Source organism: Nocardioides sp. NBC_00850, assembly GCF_045207335.1.
Classification (GTDB): domain Bacteria; phylum Actinomycetota; class Actinomycetes; order Propionibacteriales; family Nocardioidaceae; genus Nocardioides.
Genome location: NZ_CP108845.1, coordinates 5,906,065 through 5,925,721 on the forward strand (window position 1 = coordinate 5,906,065; position 19,657 = coordinate 5,925,721).

The following is a 19,657-nucleotide window of genomic DNA, read 5'->3' on the forward strand; positions in this document are numbered from 1 at the left end:
TTCCGGGCACAGTGAGAGGATCCAGCCATGCCTGGAACCAATCTGACGCGCGCCGAAGCCACCGCTAGGGCCGCACTCCTCGACGTCCTGTCGTACGACATCGATCTCGACCTCACCACGGGTACTGAGACCTTCGGTTCGACGACGACGATCACCTTCACCTCCACCGAGGCCGGAGCCTCGACCTTCGCCGATCTGGTCGGCGCGACGGTCCACGAGATCACGCTCAACGGCGTGGCCCTCGACCCCGCGGTGGCGTACCAGGACTCTCGGATTCTCCTCGACGGCCTCGCCGCCGAGAACGTGCTCGTCGTCAAGGCCGACTGCGCCTACTCCCACACCGGCGAGGGGCTGCACCGCTTCGTCGACCCCGCCGACGACCGCGTCTACCTCTACTCCCAGTTCGAGGTCCCCGACGCGCGCCGCGTCTACACCACCTTCGAGCAGCCCGACCTCAAGTCCGTCTTCACCTTCCACGTGACCGCTCCCGAGGGCTGGAAGGTCGTCTCCAACGCCGTCACGCCCGAGCCGAAGCCGCTGGGCGACGGCCGCGCGACCTGGGACTTCGAGCCCACCAAGAAGATGTCGACCTACATCACCGCGCTGATCGCCGGTGAGTACCACGAGGTCCAGGACGTCTACGAGGGCAAGTTCGGCACCATCCCGCTGGGTCACTACTGCCGCCAGTCGCTGGTCCCCCACCTCGACCGCGACGAGGTCGTGAAGATCACCAAGCAGGGCTTCGAGTTCTTCGAGGACGCCTTCGACTTCCCCTACCCCTTCGGGAAGTACGACCAGCTCTACGTGCCCGAATACAACATGGGCGCGATGGAGAACGCCGGCGCCGTGACGCTGCGCGACGAGTACCTGCCGCGCTCCAAGCAGCCGCGCTCCTTCTACGACTTCCGCGCCTCGGTGATCCTCCACGAGATGGCGCACATGTGGTTCGGCGACCTGGTCACCATGAAGTGGTGGGACGACCTCTGGCTCAACGAGTCCTTCGCCGAGTGGGCCTGCTACCACGCCCAGGCCAACGCGACCGAGTTCACCGACGCCTGGACCGGCTTCACCAACGCGCGCAAGCAGACCGGCTACCGCCAGGACCAGCTGCCCACGACCCACCCGATCGCCGCGGACAACTACGACCTGCAGGCCGTCGAGGTCAACTTCGACATGATCACCTACGCCAAGGGCGCCTCCGTCCTGAAGCAGCTCGTGGCGTGGGTCGGGCTGGAGCCGTTCCTGGAGGGGCTGAAGGCCTACTTCAAGGAGTTCGCCTACGGGAACTCCGAGTTCAAGGACCTGCTGCGCCACCTCGAGGCCGCCTCCGGGCGTGAGCTCCAGGGCTGGGCCCAGGAGTGGCTGCAGACCGCCGGCGTCAACACCCTCGCTCCCGAGTTCGCGCTCGCCGAGGACGGCTCCTACGCCTCCTTCGCGGTCAAGCAGACCGCCGCGGCCGACTACCCCACGCTCCGCCGCCACCGCATCGGCCTCGGCCTCTACGACCTGGTCGACGGTTCGCTGGTGCGCCGCGACGCGTTCGAGATCGACGTCACCGGTGAGCTGACCTCGGTTCCTCAGCTCGACGGCGTCAAGCAGCCCGACCTGCTGCTGCTGAACGAGGGCGACCTGACGTACGCCAAGATCCGGCTCGACGAGCGCTCGCTGGCCACCGCGCTGTCGTCGCTGTCCGCGCTGGACGACTCCCTCTCGCGCGCGCTGATCTGGGGTGCGACCTGGGACATGACCCGCGACGCCGAGATGCGGGCGAGCGACTTCGTCGAGCTCGTGCTCGCCAACATCGGCCAGGAGACCGACGCCTGGGGCGTCACCCGGATCCCGGTCTTCGCCGCCCAGGCGGTCGGCTCGTTCTCGGCACCGGCCAACCGCGACGCCCTCAAGGCGCGCTGGGAGAGCGGCCTCAGGGACCTGCTGGCGGCCGCCGCGCCGAGCAGCGACCACCAGCTGACCTTCGCCCGGACGTACGCCGCCGCAGCCCGCTCCGAGGCCGCGATCGCCGACCTCAAGGGTCTGCTCTCCGGCGACCTGGCCTTCGACGGTCTCGACATCGACCAGGACCTGCGCTGGGCGCTCGTCACCGGCCTGGCCGCCTCGGGCACCTTCGGTGAGGCCGAGATCGCCGCCGAGCTCGAGCGCGACAACACCATCTCCGGCCAGGAGAAGGCCGCTGCCGCCCGCGCCGCGCAGCCGACCGCCGAGGCCAAGGAGGCCGCCTGGGAGTCGGTCGTCGTCCGCACCGATGTGCCCAACGAGACCGCGCGCTCGATCGTGACCTCGTTCCAGCGTGGCGGGCAGGACGAGGTGCTCGCGCCCTTCGTCGACCGCTACTTCGAGGCCGCCGACACCCTCTGGGACCACCTCGGCACCCACCGCGCCTCGACGGTGCTGGAGTTCATCTTCCCGAAGCCGGCCGCCTCCCCCGAACTCCTGGAGAAGGCCGACAAGTGGCTCGAGACCTCCCCCGCCGAACCCGCCGCCAAGCGGTACGTCCGCGAGGGACGTGACGAGGTCGCCCGCGCCCTCGCCGCCCAGGAGCGCGACGCGCAGTAGCACCACACACGAAGGACCCCCGGGAGCACCTGCTTCCGGGGGTCCTTCATATCTGCTCGAAAACCAAGAAAGGAAGGGAATCTCTCCCTTCCACTAACAACTTTATAGCGCATATAGGGGCTTGCCGCAAGACCCCCGGCTTGGGGCAGAATCTCCTCCTCGAACAGGTAAAACGCCTGATCAGACAGGGGATTCAACGTTGCAAGCATTCGATCTCGCGGGCCGTCACGACGCCAAGGCGGACCCGGCATTGATCGCTGAGGACGAGCAGCACTTCGCTGCCATCGCGAAGAGCCTCGAGGAGCAGATCGCTGAGCTGAACGAACGGCTGGACGACGTACGCCGCCGCCCGGGCGGGCACGGTCAGGAGGCGATGGACCGCGATCTGGAGGTGCACCGGATCGGTGGGCAACTGCGGATGCTGCGCAGGTTCAGTCTGGACCTGTGCCTGGGGCGGATCGTCACGGATTCCGACACCACGATCTACATCGGGCGGCTCGGGCTGACCGCGAGCGACGGGCAGCGGCTGCTGGTCGACTGGCGCTCGCCGGCCGCGGAGCCGTTCTTCGCGGCCACCCACGCCGACCCGCGCGGGCTGCTGAGCCGGCGCCGTTACCGCTGGACCAACGGGCGGATCACCGACTACTGGGACGAGGTCTTCACCGCCGAGGGGCTCGAGGGGCACGCCGCTCTCGATGACCAGTCGACCTTCATCGCCACGCTCGGCAGCAGCCGCTCGCCGCGGATGCGCGACGTGCTCGGCACCATCCAGGCCGACCAGGACGCCATCGTCCGAGCGTCCTCGCGGGGCGCGCTGGTCGTCGACGGCGGTCCGGGGACGGGCAAGACCGTGGTGGCGCTGCACCGCACGGCGTACCTCCTCTACTCCGACCCGCGCCTGGGCGAGGGCAAGGGTGGGGTGCTGTTCGTGGGACCGCACGAGCCCTACCTCTCCTATGTCGCGGACGTGCTGCCGAGCCTGGGTGAGGAGGGCGTACGCACCACCACGCTGCGCCGGATGGTCCCGGAGGGTGCCTCGCTGGTGCCGGAGACGGACGCCGAGGTCGCCCGGCTGAAGGCCGACGCCCGGATGGTCGCGGCGATCGAGCCCGCGGTGGCGCTCTACGAGAAGCCTCCGTCGAAGCCGACTCTGGTCGAGACCCCCTACGGCGACGCGGTGATCAGCACCGGCGACTGGGCCGAGGCGATCGCCGCGGCCGAGCAGGGTACGCCGCACAACGACGCCCGCGACCAGGTCTGGGAGGCGCTGTTGAGGATCGTGACCGAGAGGATCCAGGAGAACACCGGCGCCGACCCCGACCGCGACTACGACGCCGAGGCGGACCTCGACGACTGGGGTGACTCGGACCAGGAGGAGGACGAGTTCGACGCATACGGCCTCGTCGACGAGGACTCGACCGACGCCCTGCGCGCCTCGCTGGGGACCAACGCCGGGCTGCTCGACGTCTTCGGCGAGGTCTGGCCGCGGCTGCGACCGGCCGACATCGTCGGGGACCTGTGGGAGGTGCCCGCGTTCCTGCGGATGTGCGCGCCCTGGCTCACTCCGGAGGAGGTGAAGACGCTGCAGCGCGACCGGATTGTCCAGGCCGGCCAGGCCTGGACCGAGGCGGACCTGCCGCTGCTCGACGCCGCCCACCGTCGGCTCGGCGACCCCGACGCCTCGCGGCGCCGGAGCGCTCAAAAGGCAGCGGCGGCCGCCGACCGGAAGGCGAAGGCAGCGGTCGTCTCGGACCTGATCAGCCACGACGACTCCGACATGAAGGTGATGTCGATGCTGCGCGGCCAAGACCTGCGCACCGCCCTCCTCGACGACTCGGTGCGGGAACCGGAGGAGCTCGACCCGTACGCCGGCCCGTTCGCGCACATCGTCGTCGACGAGGCGCAGGAGCTGACCGACGCCGAGTGGCAGATGCTGATCAGTCGCTGCCCCTCGCGCAGCTTCACGATCGTCGGTGACCGCGCCCAGGCGCGGCACGGGTTCACCGAGTCCTGGCAGGAGCGGCTCGAGCGCGTGGGCCTGGACCGGATCGAGATGGCCGGCCTGAGCATCAACTACCGCACGCCCGAGGAGGTGATGACCGAGGCCGAGCCGGTCATCCGTGCAGCAATCCCCGACGCCAACGTGCCCACGTCGATCCGTGCCTCCGGCATCCCGGTCGTCCACGGTCCCGTCGCGGATCTCGACGTGATCCTGGACACCTGGCTCGCCGAGAACGAGGAGGGCGTCGCCTGTGTGATCGCCGCCGGCTCATCGGACATCAACGAAGGCCGCGTACGCCGGTTGAGCCCTGTGCACGCCAAGGGGCTCGAGTTCGACCTGGTCGTCCTCATCGATCCCGAGACGTACGGGACCGGGATCGAGGGTGCCGTCGACCGCTACGTCGCGATGACGCGGGCGACCCAGCAGCTGGCCATTCTCGTGTGAGACAGGCTCAGCTGAGCGACCCGAGGGTCAGTGCGTCGCGGCGGGGAGGTTGTCGTCCTCGGCCTTGTGAGGCTTGGGCAGCAGCCCCTCGCCGCGGAACACACCCGGCAGGAGCACCAGCAGGGAGATGATCACCATCAGGATCACCGGGATGAGCAGGATGAGCAGGAGCAGACCGGAGGCGGTCATCTCCTCGGCGACCGGCCAGCCGTGGGGAACCTCGGCGCTGGCGGGGCCGGCGGTAGCAACAGAGGCGACGACGGCGGCGGAGGCGGAGGCGCCGAGGAGGCCGGCGCGGCGCAGGATCTGGTTGCTCACGGGGCAGATACTAACCGGCGTACGTCCTGGTTCTCATCTCTGCCCCTCGTCGTCGCGGCGGGAGTCGATGCCCTGCCGGGGATTGGCCGTCGACCTTGAACGGCTTGGATACTGGAACCCATGTCCATCCCCCCGAACCCCCCACTGATCTCGGTCTCCTGGTCGACGCTCGGCGAATGGGTGATCGGCATCCCCTTGCGTATCGCCGGCCTGATCCTGCTGGCGATCGTGCTCCGCTGGATACTGCATCGGGTGATCGACAAGGTCGTCGTCCGCGCCGTGGAGGCCCCCGGGCTGAGCGGCAAGATCACCAAGATGGCTGAGGGAGGCGACACCAGCGTCGCGTCATCGCGCCGCAGTCAGCGCGCCCAGGCGATCGGCTCGCTGTTCAAGAGCGTCGTCACCGGCGTCATGGTCGCGATCTTCGCCACCATGATCCTGGACCAGCTCGGCATCAACATCGCCCCGATCATCGCCTCGGCCGGGATCGTCGGTCTGGCGCTCGGTTTCGGCGCCCAGTCGCTGGTGCGGGACTACCTGTCCGGCATCTTCATGATCATCGAGGACCAGTACGGCGTCGGTGACAGCATCGAGGTCAACAACATCAGCGGCACCGTCGAGGCCGTGACGCTGCGGATCACCCGGCTGCGCTCGCTCGACGGCACTGTCTGGTACATCCCCAACGGCGAGATCCTCACCGTCGGCAACCACAGCCAGAACTGGGCTCGCGCCGTCATCGACGTCGGCGTCGGCTACAACGAGGACCTCAACAAGGTGCAGCGCGTGCTGCGCGAGGTCTCCCACGACCTGTGGGTCGACGAGGACTTCAAGGGCCAGATCATCGAGGAGCCCGAGGTCACCGGCGTCGAGGCGCTGGCCGCCGACTCCATCACCCTGCGGGTGCTGATCAAGACCCTGCCGCTCAAGCAGTGGGCGATCGCGCGCGAGATGCGCCAGCGGATCAAGGCCCGCCTCGACTACGAGGGCATCGAGATGCCCTTCCCGCAGCGGGTCATCTGGCACCGCGAGGAGAAGGCCGCCGAAGAGGAGCAGACGGCCTAGGCCTGACGTACGCCGCCAGTGATGCCCCGGCTCCGGCCGGGGCATCACTACATTTCAGGCGAGGGCGGCGTCGAGGGTGATGGTGGTGCCGGTGAGAGCCTGGCTGACCGGGCAGCCGGCCTTGGCGGCCTCGGCGAGGCGGACGAAGGCCTCGTTGTCGAGCCCCTTGACCACACCACGGGTGGTCAGCTTGATGCCGGTGATGCCCTTGCCGGGGGTGAACTCGACCTCGGCGCTGGTCTGCAGGCTGGTCGGCGGGGTGCCGTTCTCGGCCAGGCCGTTGGAGAAGGCCATCGAGAAGCAGGAGGAGTGGGCGGCGGCGATGAGCTCCTCGGGGCTGGTCTTGCCGCCGGGCGCCTCCGTGCGGGCCGGCCACGAGACGTCGTAGGTCCCCAGGCCCGAGGAGTCCAGCGTCACCTTGCCGGCGCCCTCGAAGAGCGAGCCCTCCCAGACGGTGGTGGCGGTGCGGGTGGTGGCCATCGTTATCTCCCAAAGTTCGTGTGAATGCGTACGCCCCCGATCCTGCCACGGCAGGCGAGCGCGGACCCGCGTGGAAGAATGGCTCAGTGACGTTTTATGAGGAGATCGGCGGGATGGACACCATCCGCACGATCGTGGCCAAGTTCTACGAGGGCGTGGCGACCGACGAGCTGATGCGGCCGATGTACCCCGAGGAGGATCTCGGTCCGGCGCAGGAACGGCTGACGCTCTTCCTGGCTCAGTACTGGGGCGGCCCGACGACCTACTCCGAGCAGCGCGGCCACCCGCGCCTGCGGATGCGTCACGCCCCGTTCGAGGTCACCTCGGAGGCCCGCGACCGCTGGCTCCAGCACTTCCGCGAGGGCCTCGACGCAGCCGGGCTGACCCCGGAGCAGGACGCGCAGTTCTGGGCGTACGCCGAGCACGCGGCCACGTTTATGGTCAACACAGCATGATCAACACGCCGAGCTGAGCCCGAAGGGCTCAGCCCACGTGCACGTGCGGCCGCCGGCTCCGGTCCGGCTCGGCGCGCCGCAGGATCTCTCGGGTGGTCGGGGCGACCTCGCCGACCCCGATGAACAGGAACCGCAGCAGGTTGACGGCAGGGTTGCCCTCGGTCCACTCGAAGTAGATGTGCGGCACCACGCCGGTGACGTCGCGGACGTGGAGCAGGACGGCGGCCAGCGCGTTGGGCACCGACGGTGCCTCCAGACGCAGCACGCGACGGTGCCCGATCACCTCGCCGCGTACCTTCAGGGTGCCTTCGAAGTCGGAGGGGTCGGTGACGAGCACCTCGACGAAGATGATGTCGCCGTCGTCGGTCAAGTCGTTGTCGGCGACGATCTGGCGCAGCTTGTCGTCGTACTCCTCCGGCCCTTCGGTGCCCTCGTGCTCGTTGGCGATGAGTCGGATCCGGCGGCGCGCGCAGTCGCGCAGGAACGTCTCTGTCCTCTTGTCCAGCGCGACACTGGTCACGCGCAGCTCGAAGGAGCGCATGATCCGGGAGATCAGCGAGACCCCGATGATGGCGGCGATGAAGCAGGCGGCGATCTTGACGCCGTCGGGACGCTCGATCACGTTGGAGACCGTGGTGTAGGCGAACACGGCCGCGATCAGGCCGAACAGGACTGTACGCACCTTCTGGCCGGCCTTGCGCGCGGCCAGGGTCACCGCCACGGCCGCGGAGAGCATCAGGACCAGCACACCCGTCGCGTACGCCCCACCCTGGGCGTCCACGTCGGCGTCGAAGATCCAGGTGATCAGGAAGGCCGCGGCCGAGATGGTCACCACCAGCGGCCGGGTCGCTGCCGCCCATTCCGGTGACATCCCGTAGCGCGGCAGGTAGCGCGGGATCAGGTTGAGCAGGCCGGCCATCGCCGAGGCGCCGGCGAACCACAGGATGAGGATGGTGGAGACGTCGTAGACGGTCCCGAACGCGCTGCCGAGGTAGTCGTGCGCGAGGTAGGCCAAGGCTCGGCCGTTGGCCTCGCCGCCCTCCTGGAACTTCTCGGCCGGGATCAGCAGGGTGGTCACCCAGGACGAGGCGATCAGGAACACACTCATCGTCAGAGCGGCAGCGGTGAGCAGCTTCTTCGTGCCTCGGATCCGGCCGGCCGGGTTCTGCTCGGTGTCGTCCTTGTCGCCCTTGACCTGCGGCATCACCGCGACGCCGGTCTCGAAGCCGCTCATCCCGAGGGCGAGCTTGGGGAAGACCAGGAGCGAGACGGCGATCATCGTCGTGATGTTGCCGTGTTCGACGAAGAGCGCGTCGTTCCAGCGGGTGAAGACGCTCGGATCGCTGAACACATGCACCAGACCGACGACCAGGACCACCGCGTTGAGGGTGAGGTAGGTGATGACCAGGCCGACCGCGATCCCGATCGCCTCGGTGAACCCCTTCAGGAACACCGCCGCCAGGGCGGCCAGCAGCACCAGGGTGATCAGCATGTTGTGCCCGTCCCAGGTGGACGGGAAGAGCGGGTTCTCCACCACGTGCGCGGCACCGTCGGCGGCGGAGAGGGTCATCGTGATGATGAAGTCGGTGGCCGCGAAGCCGAGCAGGGCGAGCACGAACGCCTTGCCGCCCCAGCGGGACAGCAGCCGTTCGAGCATCGCGATCGAGCCCTGGCCGTGCGGGCTCTCGGCCGCGACGCGGCGGTAGACCGGGAGCGCACCGAGCAGGGTCAGCCCGACCAGGACCAGCGTTGCGATCGGCGAGAGCAGGCCGGCGGCGAGCGCGGCGATGCCCGGCTGGTAGCCCAGCGTCGAGAAGTAGTCGACACCGGTCAGGCACATCACCCGCCACCACGGGTGCTTCTTCTCGTGGGTCTCGGTGGGCGCTGCAGCACCGGGGGCGCTGCTCGCCGCGATCACAGCGGTCACCCGATCAATTCTTCAGGCCGGTGGACCCAAATGCGGCATCCGAGGCCCGCGGAGAGGCGTAAGGATTCCGTCAAGATTCCGCGAGGCGAGTGTCAGGAGAGCGTCCAGACCTCCGCCGGGGCCTGATCATGGGCACAGGCTGGGGACATGGAGCTGCTGGAGAAGGTCACGGCGGTACGCGCCGGAGCGGCGGCCGCCATGCTGCTGGTGGCCACGGCTGTCCTCACCGTGGCCGGCGTCGGCTTCTCGGCCTGCCTGGTCACGATGGTCGCTCTGAGCACCGGGGCCGCGCTGATGCTGACCGTGCCGTACGCCCTGCTGCTGGCGTTGACGGGATGGGGGCTGGTCACCGGGTTCGCCGTCAACACCGGCGGTCAGCTGACCTTCGCCGCCAGCGACCTCCGCCACCTGGCGCTGCTTCTGGCCCTGGGGGCGGCGGCGTCGCTCTACTCGCCCGGGTCGAGGGTGTAGCCGACTCCGGAGGTGGTGACCAGGTAACGCGGATGCGAGGGGTCGTCCTCGAGCTTGCGGCGCAGCTGGGCGGCGTAGACGCGCAGGTAGTGGGTCTCCTTGGCATAGGCGGGACCCCAGACCTCCTTGAGGATCTGCTCTCGCGGGACCAGCCGGCCGACGTTGCGGGCGAGCAGCTCCAGGAAGGACCACTCGGTCGGGGTGAGGCGTACGTCGTCCCCGGCCTTGTGCACCCGCTTGCGGGCGAAGTCGATCTCCAGGTCACCGATGGCGAGCGTGGTCGCGGCCGGGGGCGCGGACTCCTGGGAGCGGCGTACGGCGGCTCTCAGCCGGGCCATCAGCTCGTTCATCGCGAACGGCTTGGTGACGTAGTCGTCGGCGCCCAGGTCGAGCGCCTCGATCTTGTCGTCGCCGTGCTGACGGGCGGAGAGCACGACCACCGGCACCTGGGTCCAGCCCCGCAGCCCCTCGATCACCTCGGTGCCGTCCAGGTCCGGGAGCCCGAGGTCGAGCAGGACGACATCGGGGTGCGTCGCCGCGGCCGCGGCGAGCGCCGAGCGGCCGTCCGTCGCCGTCTCGACCTCCCAGCCGGCGGCGCGCAGGTTGATGGCGAGCGCCCGCAGCAGTGCGGGCTCGTCGTCCACCACGAGTACGCGGCTCATCACATCTTCCTCGCGCGCGGCACCGCGACGACCATGGTCAGGCCGCCGCCGGGGGTGTCCTCGGCCGAGAGCCGGATGCCCAGCGCCTCGCTCAGGCCTTTGGCCACGGCAAGGCCGAGCCCCAGCCCACCGGCCGAGGTGTCGTCGAGACGCTGGAACGGCTCGAACATCCGCTCCCTCTGCTCCTCGGGCACCCCAGGTCCGCGATCGACGATCATCACCTCCACAGTCTCCGGTGTCTCGTGCGCCAGGACGCGCACCGGCTCGCCGGCGTTGGGCCCCTGACGGCTGACCCGGACCGCGTTGCTGACCAGGTTGGCGACGATGCGCTCGAGCAGTCCCGAGTCGGTGCGTACGAGCGGGGTGTCCTCACCGACCTCGAAGGCGATCGATCCGGGCGGCAGGCCGGCCACCGCCAGCGGCAGCGACTCCTCCAGGCTGACGTCCCGCATCGCGGGGTGCACCAGACCCGCCTCGACCCGGGATAGGTCGAGCAGGTTGTCGATGAGCGCCTCGAGCTGGTCGGCGGAGGTCGCGGCCGACTCGACGAGCTCCTTGCGGTCCTCCTCCGGCACCCTGCCCACGAGCAGACCGTCGAGGGCTGCCCGCATCGTCGCCAGCGGCGTACGCAGGTCGTGCGAGACCGCGCGAAGCAGCGCTGTCGAGGTCTGCTCCGCACGCTCCAGGGCGAGGGCTCGGTCGGCCTGGTCGCGCAGTCGCCGATGCTCCAGCACAAGCGACGTCTGGACCGCGAAGGCCTCCAGGACCCGTCGGTCGGTCGCCCGCAGCGGGGTGCCACGCAGGACGATCACGTGGGCGTCGTCGACGGCGACCTGGGCATCGCCCTGGTCCGGGTCTGCCGGGTAGCCGACCCCGGCACCCGCCAGCCGTACCCATCCCTGCGGTGTCTCCTCCAGCAGGACCACCGCCTGCTGGGCGAACGTCTCGCGCACCCGGCCCACGATCGCCTCGGCGGTGTCCTGGCCGGTGAGCACCGAGCGGGACAGCGCCCCCATCGTCGCCGCCTCTCCCCTGGCCTGGCGGGCTTCGGCCGCTCGCCGGGAGGCACGGTCGACGACGGTGGCGACGCCGACCGCGACCGCGACGAAGATCACCAGCATCACCAGGTTGCGTGGCTCGGCGATGGTGAAGCGACGTACGGGCTGGGTGAACCACCAGTTCAGATGGGCGAACCCGGCCAGAGCGGCGGCCACGGCTGGCCAGCGCCCACCCACGAGCGCGACCAGGACGGTGGCGGCGAGCAGCAGCATGCTGGCCAGCGGGAGCTGGTTGGAGATGTCGCCCTCGATGCCGTCGTTGTGGAGCAGCCAGACCAGGGCCGAGGGCACCAGGAGCGCGCACAGCCAGCCCAGAGCCTGCCGGGTGCGGCTGAGCGGTGAACCGAGGCCGCCGCGGACCCGCGAGCCGCGGGCGATCTCCTCGTGGGTGACGAGGTGTACGTCGATCGAGCCGGCTGCGGCCGCGATCCGGTCTCCGGTGGTGCCGGTGAAGAGCCTCCGCAGCCGCCCGTGACGGGAGACGCCGACGATGATCATGGTGGCGTTGGCGCCGGTCGCGAAGTCGACCACGGCGGTCGCCGCGTCCTCACCGATCACGCTGTGGAAGGTGCCGTCCAACGACGCGGTCAGCGCCTGGACGCGCTCGATCGACCCGGCCTCCGGTCTGGCCAGCCCATCGGCGGTGACCACGTGCACCGCCAGCAGCTCGGACCCCTTCGCGCGCTGGCACAGCCGGGCCGCCCGTCGCAGCAGCGTCTCCGACTCCGGCCCACCGGTGACCGCGACCACGATCCGCTCCTTGGTCGGCCAGGGGTGCTCGATCCGGTGCTCTCGCCGGTAGTCGCCGAGCGCGTCGTCGACCCGGTCGGCGAGCCACAGCAACGCCAGCTCGCGCAGCGCCGTCAGGTTGCCGACCCGGAAGTAGGAGGTCAGGCTCGCATCGATGTTGTCGGGCTTGTAGATGTTGCCGTGGGCCATCCGTCGCCGCAGCGCGTCGGGCGCCATGTCGACGAGCTGGATCTGGTCGGCGGTGCGGACCACCTCGTCAGGCACGGTCTCCCGCTGGCGTACGCCGGTGATCCGCTCGACCTCGTCGTTGAGCGACTCCAGGTGCTGGATGTTGACGGTGGTGATCACGTCGATCCCCGCCGCGCGGATCTGCTCGACGTCCTGGGCCCGTTTGGTGTGCCGGCTGCCGGGCACGTTGGTGTGTGCGAGCTCGTCGATGCAGACCACCTTCGGGTCGCGGGCGATCACCGCCTCCACGTCGAGCTCGGTGAAGGTCGCCCCGCGATAGTCGATCTCCCGGCGCGGGATCACCTCGAGCCCCTCGATCTGACGCGCGGTGTTGCTGCGGTCGTGCGTCTCGACGAACCCGACGACCACATCGGTCCCCCGCGCCTGGCGCCGCTGCGCCTCGCCGAGCATGGCGTACGTCTTGCCGACGCCTGGCGCGGCTCCGAGATAGACGGTCAGGCGGCCCCGCTTTCGCGGGGACCGTCCGTCCGTTGACGTGGTCTGCACGTCCCTATTCAACCTCTCTGCGCGCGCACCGCGATGTTGAGCTCGAGCACGTTGACCCGCGGCTCACCGAGGATCCCGAAGGTCCGGCCGTCGGTGTGCTCGGCCACCAGCGCCGTCACCGCCCCCTCCGAGAGCCCGTTGGCGCGAGCCACCCGGGACACCTGGAGGGCTGCGTAAGCCGGTGAGATGTCCGGGTCGATGCCGGATGCGGAGGTGGTGACGGCGTCGGCGGGGACCTGGTCGACCGTGACGCCTTCGCGCGCGGCGATCTCGCGTTGGCGCTCCGTGATCGCCTTGACCAGGTCCGGGTCCTCCGGGCCGAGGTTGGAGCCGTAGGTGGACAGCGTGTCCCAGCCGTCGCCGGCCGCGCTGGGACGCGGATAGAAGAGCCCCTCGTCGTCGTTGCCCTGCCCGATCAGGGCCGAGCCGACCGCCTCGGCGGGGTCGTCGGTGTGCGCGCCGGTCTCGGTGACCAGGGAGCCGTCGGCACGCCATCCGAAGGCGGTCTGGGCGACGCCGGTGACGGCGAGCGGGTAGGCGATCCCGCACAGCAGGGTCGCGGCGACGAGCACGCGGAGCCCGGCGAGGGAGTGACGTAGCAGTGCAAAGAGATCAGACATGTTCACAGTCCTGGGATGAGGGAGATGACGAGGTCGAGCAGCTTGATCCCGACGAACGGCACGATCAGACCGCCGACGCCGTAGACCAGCAGGTTGCGGCGCAGCAGGGCCGAGGCCGAGGACGGCCGGTAGCGGACGCCGCGCAGCGCCAGCGGGATCAGCGCGATGATGATCAGCGCGTTGAAGACCACCGCGGAGACGATGGCCGACTCGGGCGAGGAGAGCCGCATGATGTTGAGGACGTCCAGCGCGGGGAAGGTGCCGACGAACATCGCCGGCAGGATCGCGAAGTACTTCGCGACGTCGTTGGCCACCGAGAAGGTGGTCAGGGCGCCCCGGGTGATCAGCAGCTGCTTGCCGATCTCGACCACGTCGATCAGCTTGGTCGGGTCGGAGTCGAGGTCGACCATGTTGCCGGCCTCCTTGGCCGCGGTCGTCCCGGTGTTCATCGCGACGCCGACGTCAGCCTGCGCGAGCGCAGGCGCGTCGTTGGTGCCATCGCCGCACATCGCGACCATCCGTCCCCCGCGCTGCTCCTGGCGGATCAGCGCGAGCTTGTCCTCCGGGGTCGCCTCGGCGAGGAAGTCGTCGACGCCCGCCTCCTTGGCGATCGCCGCGGCGGTGGCCGCGTTGTCGCCGGTGATCATCACCGTCTTGATGCCCATCGCGCGCAGCTCGTCGAACCGCTCGCGGATGCCGTCCTTGACGACGTCCTTGAGATGTACGACGCCCAGCACCCGTGCCGGGTCGCTGTTGCGGTGCTCGGCGACGACGAGCGGCGTGCCACCGGTCTCGGCGATCTCGGAGACGATCACCGCGGTCTCCGGGGGCACCTGGCCGCCGTTCTCCTTGACCCAGGCCGTCACCGCGGAGGCGGCGCCCTTGCGTACGCTCAGGCCGGGGCTGTCCAGGCCGGACATCCTTGTCGTGGCGGAGAAGTCGACCATCGTGGCCTCCGCCGGCCCGCCCATGGACCGGCCCACCAGCGTCAGGATGCTTCGGCCCTCCGGCGTCTGGTCGGAGAGGCTGGCCAGGACCGCTGCGTTCTCGGCGCCGGTCAGCGTGACCCCGGTGACCGGGATGATCTCGTACGCCTGCCGGTTGCCGTACGTGATCGTGCCGGTCTTGTCCAGCAGGAGCACGTCGACGTCACCGGCCGCCTCGACAGCCCTTCCCGACATCGCCAGGACATTGCGGCGTACGAGCCGGTCCATGCCGGCGATGCCGATCGCGCTCAGCAGCGCGCCGATGGTGGTCGGGATCAGGCAGACCAGCAGCGCGGTCAGGACCAGCCAGGACTGGTGCGCGCCGGAGTAGCCGGCCAGGTAGTAGAGGCTCCAGCAGACGACCACGAAGATCGCGGTCAGGCTGGTCAGGAGCACGTTGAGCGCGATCTCGTTCGGCGTACGCTGCCGCTCCGAGCCCTCGACCAGGGCGATCATCCGGTCCACGAAGGAGTGGCCCGGGTCGGAGGTGATCCGGACGACGATCCGGTCCGAGAGGACCAGTGTGCCGCCCGTGACCGCTGACCGGTCGCCGCCGGACTCGCGGATCACCGGAGCGGACTCGCCGGTCACCGCGCTCTCGTCGACGCTCGCGACCCCCTCGATGACATCGCCGTCACCGGGGATCCGCTCGCCTGCCTCGACCACGACGACGTCGCCGGCACGCAGGCTGGTGGAGGCGACGACCTCCTCGGCACCGCCGAGGCCACCGTGCAGGCGCCGCGCGGTGGTCTCGGTCTGCAGGGCACGCAGGCTGGCCGCCTGGGCCTTGCCTCGGCCCTCGGCGACCGACTCGGCCAGCGAACCGAAGACGACGGTGAGCCACAGCCAGACGGTGACCAGCCAGCCGATCACCGACGGGTCGAGGACCGACATGACGGTCGTGGCGGCCGCACCGATCTCGACCACGAGCATGACGGGGGTCGCCACCAGCTTGCGGGGATCGAGCTTGCGCAGCGCACCAGGCACCGCCTCGGCGATCTGCTTGGTCGTGAGCACCGACGGTGCCGCCTCGACACGGGTGTGGTGCTCGGTGTGTTCTTCAGGGGTACGTACGGGGGTCTGGGTCATGACAGGGACTCCACGATCGGGCCCAGCATGAGAGCCGGGACGAAGGTCAGGCCGACGACGACCAGCGCGACGCCGGTCAGCAGGCCTACGAAGAGCGGACGGTGGGTGGGCAGGGTGCCGGCGTTGTCCGGCAGCCGGTTGGCGGTCGCGAACCGGCCTGCCAGGGCGAGCACGAAGATCATCGGGACGAACCGGCCGAGCAGCATCAGCATCCCGAGCAGCGTGTTCCAGAACGGGGTGCCCGAGGTGATGCCGCCGAAGGCGGAGCCGTTGTTGTTGGCGGCGCTGGTGACGGCGTACAGCGCCTCGGAGAGGCCGTGCGGGCCGTCGGTCGAGAGACCGGCCAGCCCTGCCGGAGCGGTCAGTGCGATCGCCGCGCCGACCAGCACCAGGATCGGGGTGGTCAGGATGTAGACCGCGACCAGCACCATCTCGTCGCGGCTGATCTTCTTGCCGAGGTATTCAGGCGTACGTCCCACCATCAGGCCGCACAGGAAGACCGTGACCACGGCGAGCATGAGCATGCCGTAGAGACCGGAGCCGACACCGCCCGGTGCGATCTCGCCGAGCATCATGCCGAACAGCGCGACGCCGCCACCGGGGGCGGTCAGGCTCTCGTGCATGCCGTTGACGGCACCGGTCGAGGTGCCGGTGGTGGCCGCGGCGAAGAGCGCGGTGGCCGCCTCGCCGAAGCGGGTCTCCTTGCCCTCCATCGCAGCTCCGGCGAGCTGCGGAGCGGTGCCGGGACCGGCCATCTCCGCCCAGGTCAGCAAGGTGATGCCGACGGTGAGCAGGGTGCCCATCGTGGCCAGCACCGCGCCCCCTTGGCGCTTGTCCTTGACGATCAGGCCGAAGGCCCAGGCCATCGAGAACGGCAGCACGAGCAGCGCCCAGATCTCGAGCAGGTTGGTGAACGGGTTGGGGTTCTCGAAGGGGTGTGCGGAGTTGACGTTGTAGAAGCCACCGCCGTTGGTGCCGAGCTCCTTGATCGCCTCCTGGCTGGCGACAGGGCCTCCGGTCAGGGGCTGGGTGCCGCCGGTCAGGGTGGTCATCTCGTGCACGGCGTGCAGGTTCTGCACCGCCCCGGCCGCGACCAGCACGATCGCGACCACGAACGCCGCCGGCAGCAGGACCCGGACCGTCGTACGCACCAGGTCGACCCAGAAGTTGCCGATCCTCCCCTGGCTGCGGGTGCGGGCGAGCCCGCGCGCGAAGGCCGCGGCGACGGAGAGACCGACCGCGGCGGAGACGAAGTTCTGCACCGCAAGCCCGGCCATCTGGATCAGGTGGCCCGTGGCCGCCTCGCCGGAGTACCACTGCCAGTTGGTGTTGGTCACGAACGAGACCGCGGTGTTCCAGGCCCCGTCGCTGGGCAACGGGTCGAAGCCTCCGTCGAGCGGCAGCAGGTTCTGCAGCCGGCCGAAGGCGAACAGGAACAGGATCCCGGCCAGCGAGAAGCCCAGCGCCGACATCGCGTACGAGCGCCAGTGCTGGTCGGCCTCGGCATCGACCTTGAGCGCCCGGTAGGCGACCGTCTCGGCGCGCAGGTGCTTCGGGCTGGTGTAGATGTGGGCGAGGTAGCGGCCCAGGAGAGGCACCGCGAGGGCCAGCGCCGCGATCAGGACGACGATCTGCAGGACGGCGGCGGCGACGGGGCTCATCGGTTCACCGCCCGCGGCTCGGTCTCGGTGGGGGCGGCGCCGGTGTCGGTGTCGGAGGGCTGGCCCAGCCGCCGGTCGATGAGACCGACGAGCGCGGCGAGCCCTGCGAAGGACACCAGCGTGATGAGGATGTAGACGAGATCTGGCACGACTCCATTGCAGCCCCGCCTGAGGCCGGTCAGGTCCGGCCTTGACGGTTCCCTGACGGCGTACGCCTCGCGATTGACGCATCCTTGACCGGGTGTCACGGTCAGTCTCGTCCTCTATATCCTCTTCCGCCGCAGCAACTGGATCTGAGGAGAGGCCCCCACACATGATCGTCTACGCACTGCGCCCGACCGGGCTCACCGAGCACGTCCCGAAGGAGGTGCCCGATCTGCTCGACGAGCCGGGCACCGTGGTGTGGATCGACGTGCCGCAGTGCGACGAGGAGGCGTCCGAGCAGCTCGGCCAGTGGTTTCCCTTCCACACGCTCGCTCTGGGCGATTGCATGGCCCGCAACCACATCTCGAAGTTCCACTTCTACGAGGACCACGTCTTCACGGTGCTGCACGCCCCGAAGCTCGGGACCGGTGGGCACGTGCACTACGTCGAGCTCGACCAGTTCATCGGCGCGAACTACCTGGTCACCGTGCACGGGCCGGTCAACCCGGTCGTCGCGCCTGAGGTGGCGCACATCGACACCGACCACGTGCGGCGGCGGATCCTGAAGGGCGACGTCGCCCTGCGTACGTCCTGGGACCTGTCCCACGCCATCGCCTCGTCGATGATCCGCCGCGAGACGCAGCTCGTCGCCGACCTCGCCCGCGAGTCCGGACGAATCGAGCAGCAGGTCACCGACGACGACCCCGACGACGATCCGGCGACCCTGCTGGAGGACCTGTTCCAGGTCGGTCACGCGCTGCTGACCGTACGCACCATCGCCACGCACAGCGCGGAGACATGTCGCGCGGTGGCGCGGCGCGGGACCGGGCCGGTCGCGGGCCTGGCGGCACGAGCGGCCGAGCTGGCCGACCGGTTCGACATGGTGCGCACCATGGCCGACGGGCAGGGCGAGTTCGTACGCGGAGTGATCGACTTCTACCAGGCTCGCACCAGCACTCACCTGGCGCTGGCCACCGAGGAGCTGGCCGCGACCTCGGTGCGGCAGAACGACGACATGCGGCGGATCTCGGCGTGGGTCGCCATCATCGCCGCCCCGACCCTGGTCACCGGCTTCTTCGGTCAGAACGTCCCGTACCCCGGCTTCGGTCAGCTCAGCGGCTTCATCGTCTCGAGCGGCATCATCGTGGTCGCCGCGATCGTCCTGTACGTGCTGCTCAAGGCCAGACGCTGGCTGTGACCCGGGGGCCGGGCTCGACGACGAACGCCTGGGCCACAATGTGCCCATGTTGCAGCTGCGGATCACCTCGCCGACGCGCCTGACGCCCGCGGTCCTCGAAATCCTCACCGCCGACCCCGCCGTCAGCGAGCTCTCGTCCCTGCCGGGCGCCTCGCTGCGTCCGGAGGGGGATGTGGTGCTTGCCGCGGTCGCCCGGGAGGCGGCCAACGACATCATCGATCAGCTCCGCGACCTGGGTGTGCCCAAGGAGGGCAGCCTCCATGTCGAGCCCGTCCAGACGTGGATGTCCGAGGCCGGCCTGGTCGCCGACCACCTCGCCCCGGGCAGCAGCGCAGACTCGGTCGTGTGGGCCGACGTCACCCAGCGGGCCTACGAGGACTCCGAGACCAACTGGACCTTCCTGAGCCTGATCAGCCTGGCCACGATGCTGGCCGGCATCGCGATCGTCCTCGACTCCCAGATCCTGGTCGTCGGAGCGATGGTCATCGGACCCGAGTTCGGCGCGATCGCCGCCCTCGGCGTCGCGATGGTGCGCCGCCGCTTCGGGCTGCTGGGCCAATCGCTGCGTACGTTGCTGGTGGGGTTCGCGGTCGGCATCACCATGACCACGCTGGCCGCGCTCGTCGCCCGCGGGCTGGGCTGGATCACGGCCGCGAACGTCACCGCGGAGCGACCGGGTACGGCGTTCATCTACACCCCCGACAAGTGGTCCTTCATCGTCGCGCTGATCGCAGCCGCCGCCGGAGTGCTCGCGCTGACCTCGGCCAGGGTGGGCAACCTGTCCGGCGTGTTCATCTCGGTCACGACCATCCCGGCGGCCGCCAACGTGGCGCTGGGTCTCGCCTTCGGGCTCGGCGAGGAGATCTGGGGCAGCACCCTGCAGCTCGTCGTCAACATCTCCGGCATGGCACTCGCCGGCTGGCTGACCCTCCTCATCCAACAGTTCGTGTGGCAACGCATCTCCGAGCGCCGGGCGCTGGTGGCGGCGCGGCTCAAGAAACGCTGACAAAGGTCCCGCTTCTCG

The 19,657-nt window shown here is 69.7% G+C and carries 16 protein-coding genes; 7 read left to right on the forward strand and 9 right to left on the reverse strand.

Going from position 1 to position 19,657, the window contains the following annotated elements:
• Positions 1–27: 27 nt before the first annotated feature.
• Complete coding sequence (gene pepN, locus OH802_RS28625; RefSeq protein WP_406023748.1) at positions 28–2,571, forward strand: aminopeptidase N; 2,544 nt, start codon at positions 28–30, stop codon at positions 2,569–2,571.
• Positions 2,572–2,770: 199 nt separating this feature from the next.
• Positions 2,771–5,017 (forward strand): RNA polymerase recycling motor ATPase HelR, encoded by a 2,247-nt coding sequence (gene helR, locus OH802_RS28630; RefSeq protein WP_406023749.1) that lies wholly within the window; start codon positions 2,771–2,773, stop codon positions 5,015–5,017.
• Between the two features lie 27 nt (positions 5,018–5,044).
• Here helR and OH802_RS28635 read toward each other — a convergent pair whose 3' ends face one another.
• Complete coding sequence (locus tag OH802_RS28635) at positions 5,045–5,335, reverse strand: hypothetical protein (RefSeq protein ID WP_406023750.1); 291 nt, start codon at positions 5,333–5,335, stop codon at positions 5,045–5,047.
• A 120-nt stretch (positions 5,336–5,455) separates the two neighbouring features.
• Between OH802_RS28635 and OH802_RS28640 the strand changes: the two genes are divergently transcribed.
• Positions 5,456–6,397, forward strand: a complete 942-nt coding sequence (locus OH802_RS28640; RefSeq protein ID WP_406023751.1) for a mechanosensitive ion channel family protein — start codon at positions 5,456–5,458, stop codon at positions 6,395–6,397.
• A gap of 54 nt (positions 6,398–6,451) precedes the next feature.
• On the opposite strand, the gene OH802_RS28645 is transcribed toward OH802_RS28640, so the two are convergent.
• A complete protein-coding gene (locus OH802_RS28645; RefSeq protein ID WP_406023752.1) occupies positions 6,452–6,877 on the reverse strand; it encodes an OsmC family peroxiredoxin in 426 nt (141 codons plus the stop codon).
• 86 nt (positions 6,878–6,963) lie between these two features.
• Here OH802_RS28645 and OH802_RS28650 point away from each other — a divergent pair, with 86 nt between their 5' ends.
• Positions 6,964–7,332 carry a globin gene (locus OH802_RS28650; RefSeq protein WP_141805961.1) on the forward strand — a complete coding sequence of 123 codons (369 nt, stop codon included), beginning with the start codon at positions 6,964–6,966 and terminating at the stop codon, positions 7,330–7,332.
• A 28-nt stretch (positions 7,333–7,360) separates the two neighbouring features.
• On the opposite strand, the gene OH802_RS28655 is transcribed toward OH802_RS28650, so the two are convergent.
• On the reverse strand, positions 7,361–9,172 hold the full coding sequence (locus OH802_RS28655) for an amino acid transporter (RefSeq protein ID WP_406029431.1): 1,812 nt from the start codon (positions 9,170–9,172) through the stop codon (positions 7,361–7,363).
• A 234-nt stretch (positions 9,173–9,406) separates the two neighbouring features.
• Between OH802_RS28655 and OH802_RS28660 the strand changes: the two genes are divergently transcribed.
• Entirely contained in the window at positions 9,407–9,730 is a 324-nt protein-coding gene (locus tag OH802_RS28660; protein ID WP_406023753.1) for a hypothetical protein, read from the forward strand.
• Here the strand turns inward: OH802_RS28660 and OH802_RS28665 are convergent.
• The 6 genes from OH802_RS28665 to OH802_RS28690 are packed head-to-tail and all read right to left on the reverse strand — an operon-like array spanning position 9,706 to position 17,440.
• Positions 9,706–10,392 carry a response regulator gene (locus OH802_RS28665; RefSeq protein WP_406023754.1) on the reverse strand — a complete coding sequence of 229 codons (687 nt, stop codon included), beginning with the start codon at positions 10,390–10,392 and terminating at the stop codon, positions 9,706–9,708. The two genes, OH802_RS28660 and OH802_RS28665, sit on opposite strands and share 25 nt — an antisense overlap.
• On the reverse strand, positions 10,392–12,935 hold the full coding sequence (locus OH802_RS28670; protein WP_406023755.1) for a DUF4118 domain-containing protein: 2,544 nt from the start codon (positions 12,933–12,935) through the stop codon (positions 10,392–10,394). Before OH802_RS28670 ends, OH802_RS28665 begins: the two co-directional genes overlap by 1 nt.
• Before the next feature lie 8 nt (positions 12,936–12,943).
• Positions 12,944–13,555, reverse strand: coding sequence for a potassium-transporting ATPase subunit KdpC (kdpC, locus tag OH802_RS28675; protein WP_406023756.1), 612 nt, complete (start codon positions 13,553–13,555; stop codon positions 12,944–12,946).
• Positions 13,556–13,557: 2 nt separating this feature from the next.
• Positions 13,558–15,630 (reverse strand): potassium-transporting ATPase subunit KdpB, encoded by a 2,073-nt coding sequence (kdpB, locus tag OH802_RS28680; RefSeq protein ID WP_406023757.1) that lies wholly within the window; start codon positions 15,628–15,630, stop codon positions 13,558–13,560.
• Positions 15,627–17,291 carry a potassium-transporting ATPase subunit KdpA gene (gene kdpA, locus OH802_RS28685; protein ID WP_406023758.1) on the reverse strand — a complete coding sequence of 555 codons (1,665 nt, stop codon included), beginning with the start codon at positions 17,289–17,291 and terminating at the stop codon, positions 15,627–15,629. The genes kdpB and kdpA overlap by 4 nt, the downstream gene beginning before the upstream one ends.
• Positions 17,288–17,440: a hypothetical protein gene (locus OH802_RS28690; RefSeq protein ID WP_406023759.1), complete on the reverse strand. Its 153-nt coding sequence runs from the start codon at positions 17,438–17,440 to the stop codon at positions 17,288–17,290. The genes kdpA and OH802_RS28690 overlap by 4 nt, the downstream gene beginning before the upstream one ends.
• Before the next feature lie 164 nt (positions 17,441–17,604).
• Here OH802_RS28690 and OH802_RS28695 point away from each other — a divergent pair, with 164 nt between their 5' ends.
• Positions 17,605–18,633 carry a magnesium transporter CorA family protein gene (locus OH802_RS28695; RefSeq protein ID WP_406023760.1) on the forward strand — a complete coding sequence of 343 codons (1,029 nt, stop codon included), beginning with the start codon at positions 17,605–17,607 and terminating at the stop codon, positions 18,631–18,633.
• A gap of 46 nt (positions 18,634–18,679) precedes the next feature.
• Entirely contained in the window at positions 18,680–19,639 is a 960-nt protein-coding gene (locus OH802_RS28700; RefSeq protein WP_406023761.1) for a DUF389 domain-containing protein, read from the forward strand.
• Positions 19,640–19,657: the final 18 nt, after the last annotated feature.

Bases quoted from the DNA above. Each gene is read 5' to 3' on its own strand.
- kdpC (WP_406023756.1), bottom strand. From the start codon at position 13,555: ATGTCTGATCTCTTTGCACTGCTACGTCACTCCCTCGCCGGGCTCCGC.
- OH802_RS28695 (WP_406023760.1), top strand. From the start codon at position 17,605: ATGATCGTCTACGCACTGCGCCCGACCGGGCTCACCGAGCACGTCCCG.
- OH802_RS28660 (WP_406023753.1), top strand. From the start codon at position 9,407: ATGGAGCTGCTGGAGAAGGTCACGGCGGTACGCGCCGGAGCGGCGGCC.
- kdpA (WP_406023758.1), bottom strand. From the start codon at position 17,291: ATGAGCCCCGTCGCCGCCGCCGTCCTGCAGATCGTCGTCCTGATCGCG.
- OH802_RS28665 (WP_406023754.1), bottom strand. From the start codon at position 10,392: ATGAGCCGCGTACTCGTGGTGGACGACGAGCCCGCACTGCTGCGGGCG.
- kdpB (WP_406023757.1), bottom strand. From the start codon at position 15,630: ATGACCCAGACCCCCGTACGTACCCCTGAAGAACACACCGAGCACCAC.
- pepN (WP_406023748.1), top strand. From the start codon at position 28: ATGCCTGGAACCAATCTGACGCGCGCCGAAGCCACCGCTAGGGCCGCA.
- OH802_RS28640 (WP_406023751.1), top strand. From the start codon at position 5,456: ATGTCCATCCCCCCGAACCCCCCACTGATCTCGGTCTCCTGGTCGACG.
- OH802_RS28645 (WP_406023752.1), bottom strand. From the start codon at position 6,877: ATGGCCACCACCCGCACCGCCACCACCGTCTGGGAGGGCTCGCTCTTC.
- OH802_RS28700 (WP_406023761.1), top strand. From the start codon at position 18,680: ATGTTGCAGCTGCGGATCACCTCGCCGACGCGCCTGACGCCCGCGGTC.
- OH802_RS28655 (WP_406029431.1), bottom strand. From the start codon at position 9,172: ATGTGCCTGACCGGTGTCGACTACTTCTCGACGCTGGGCTACCAGCCG.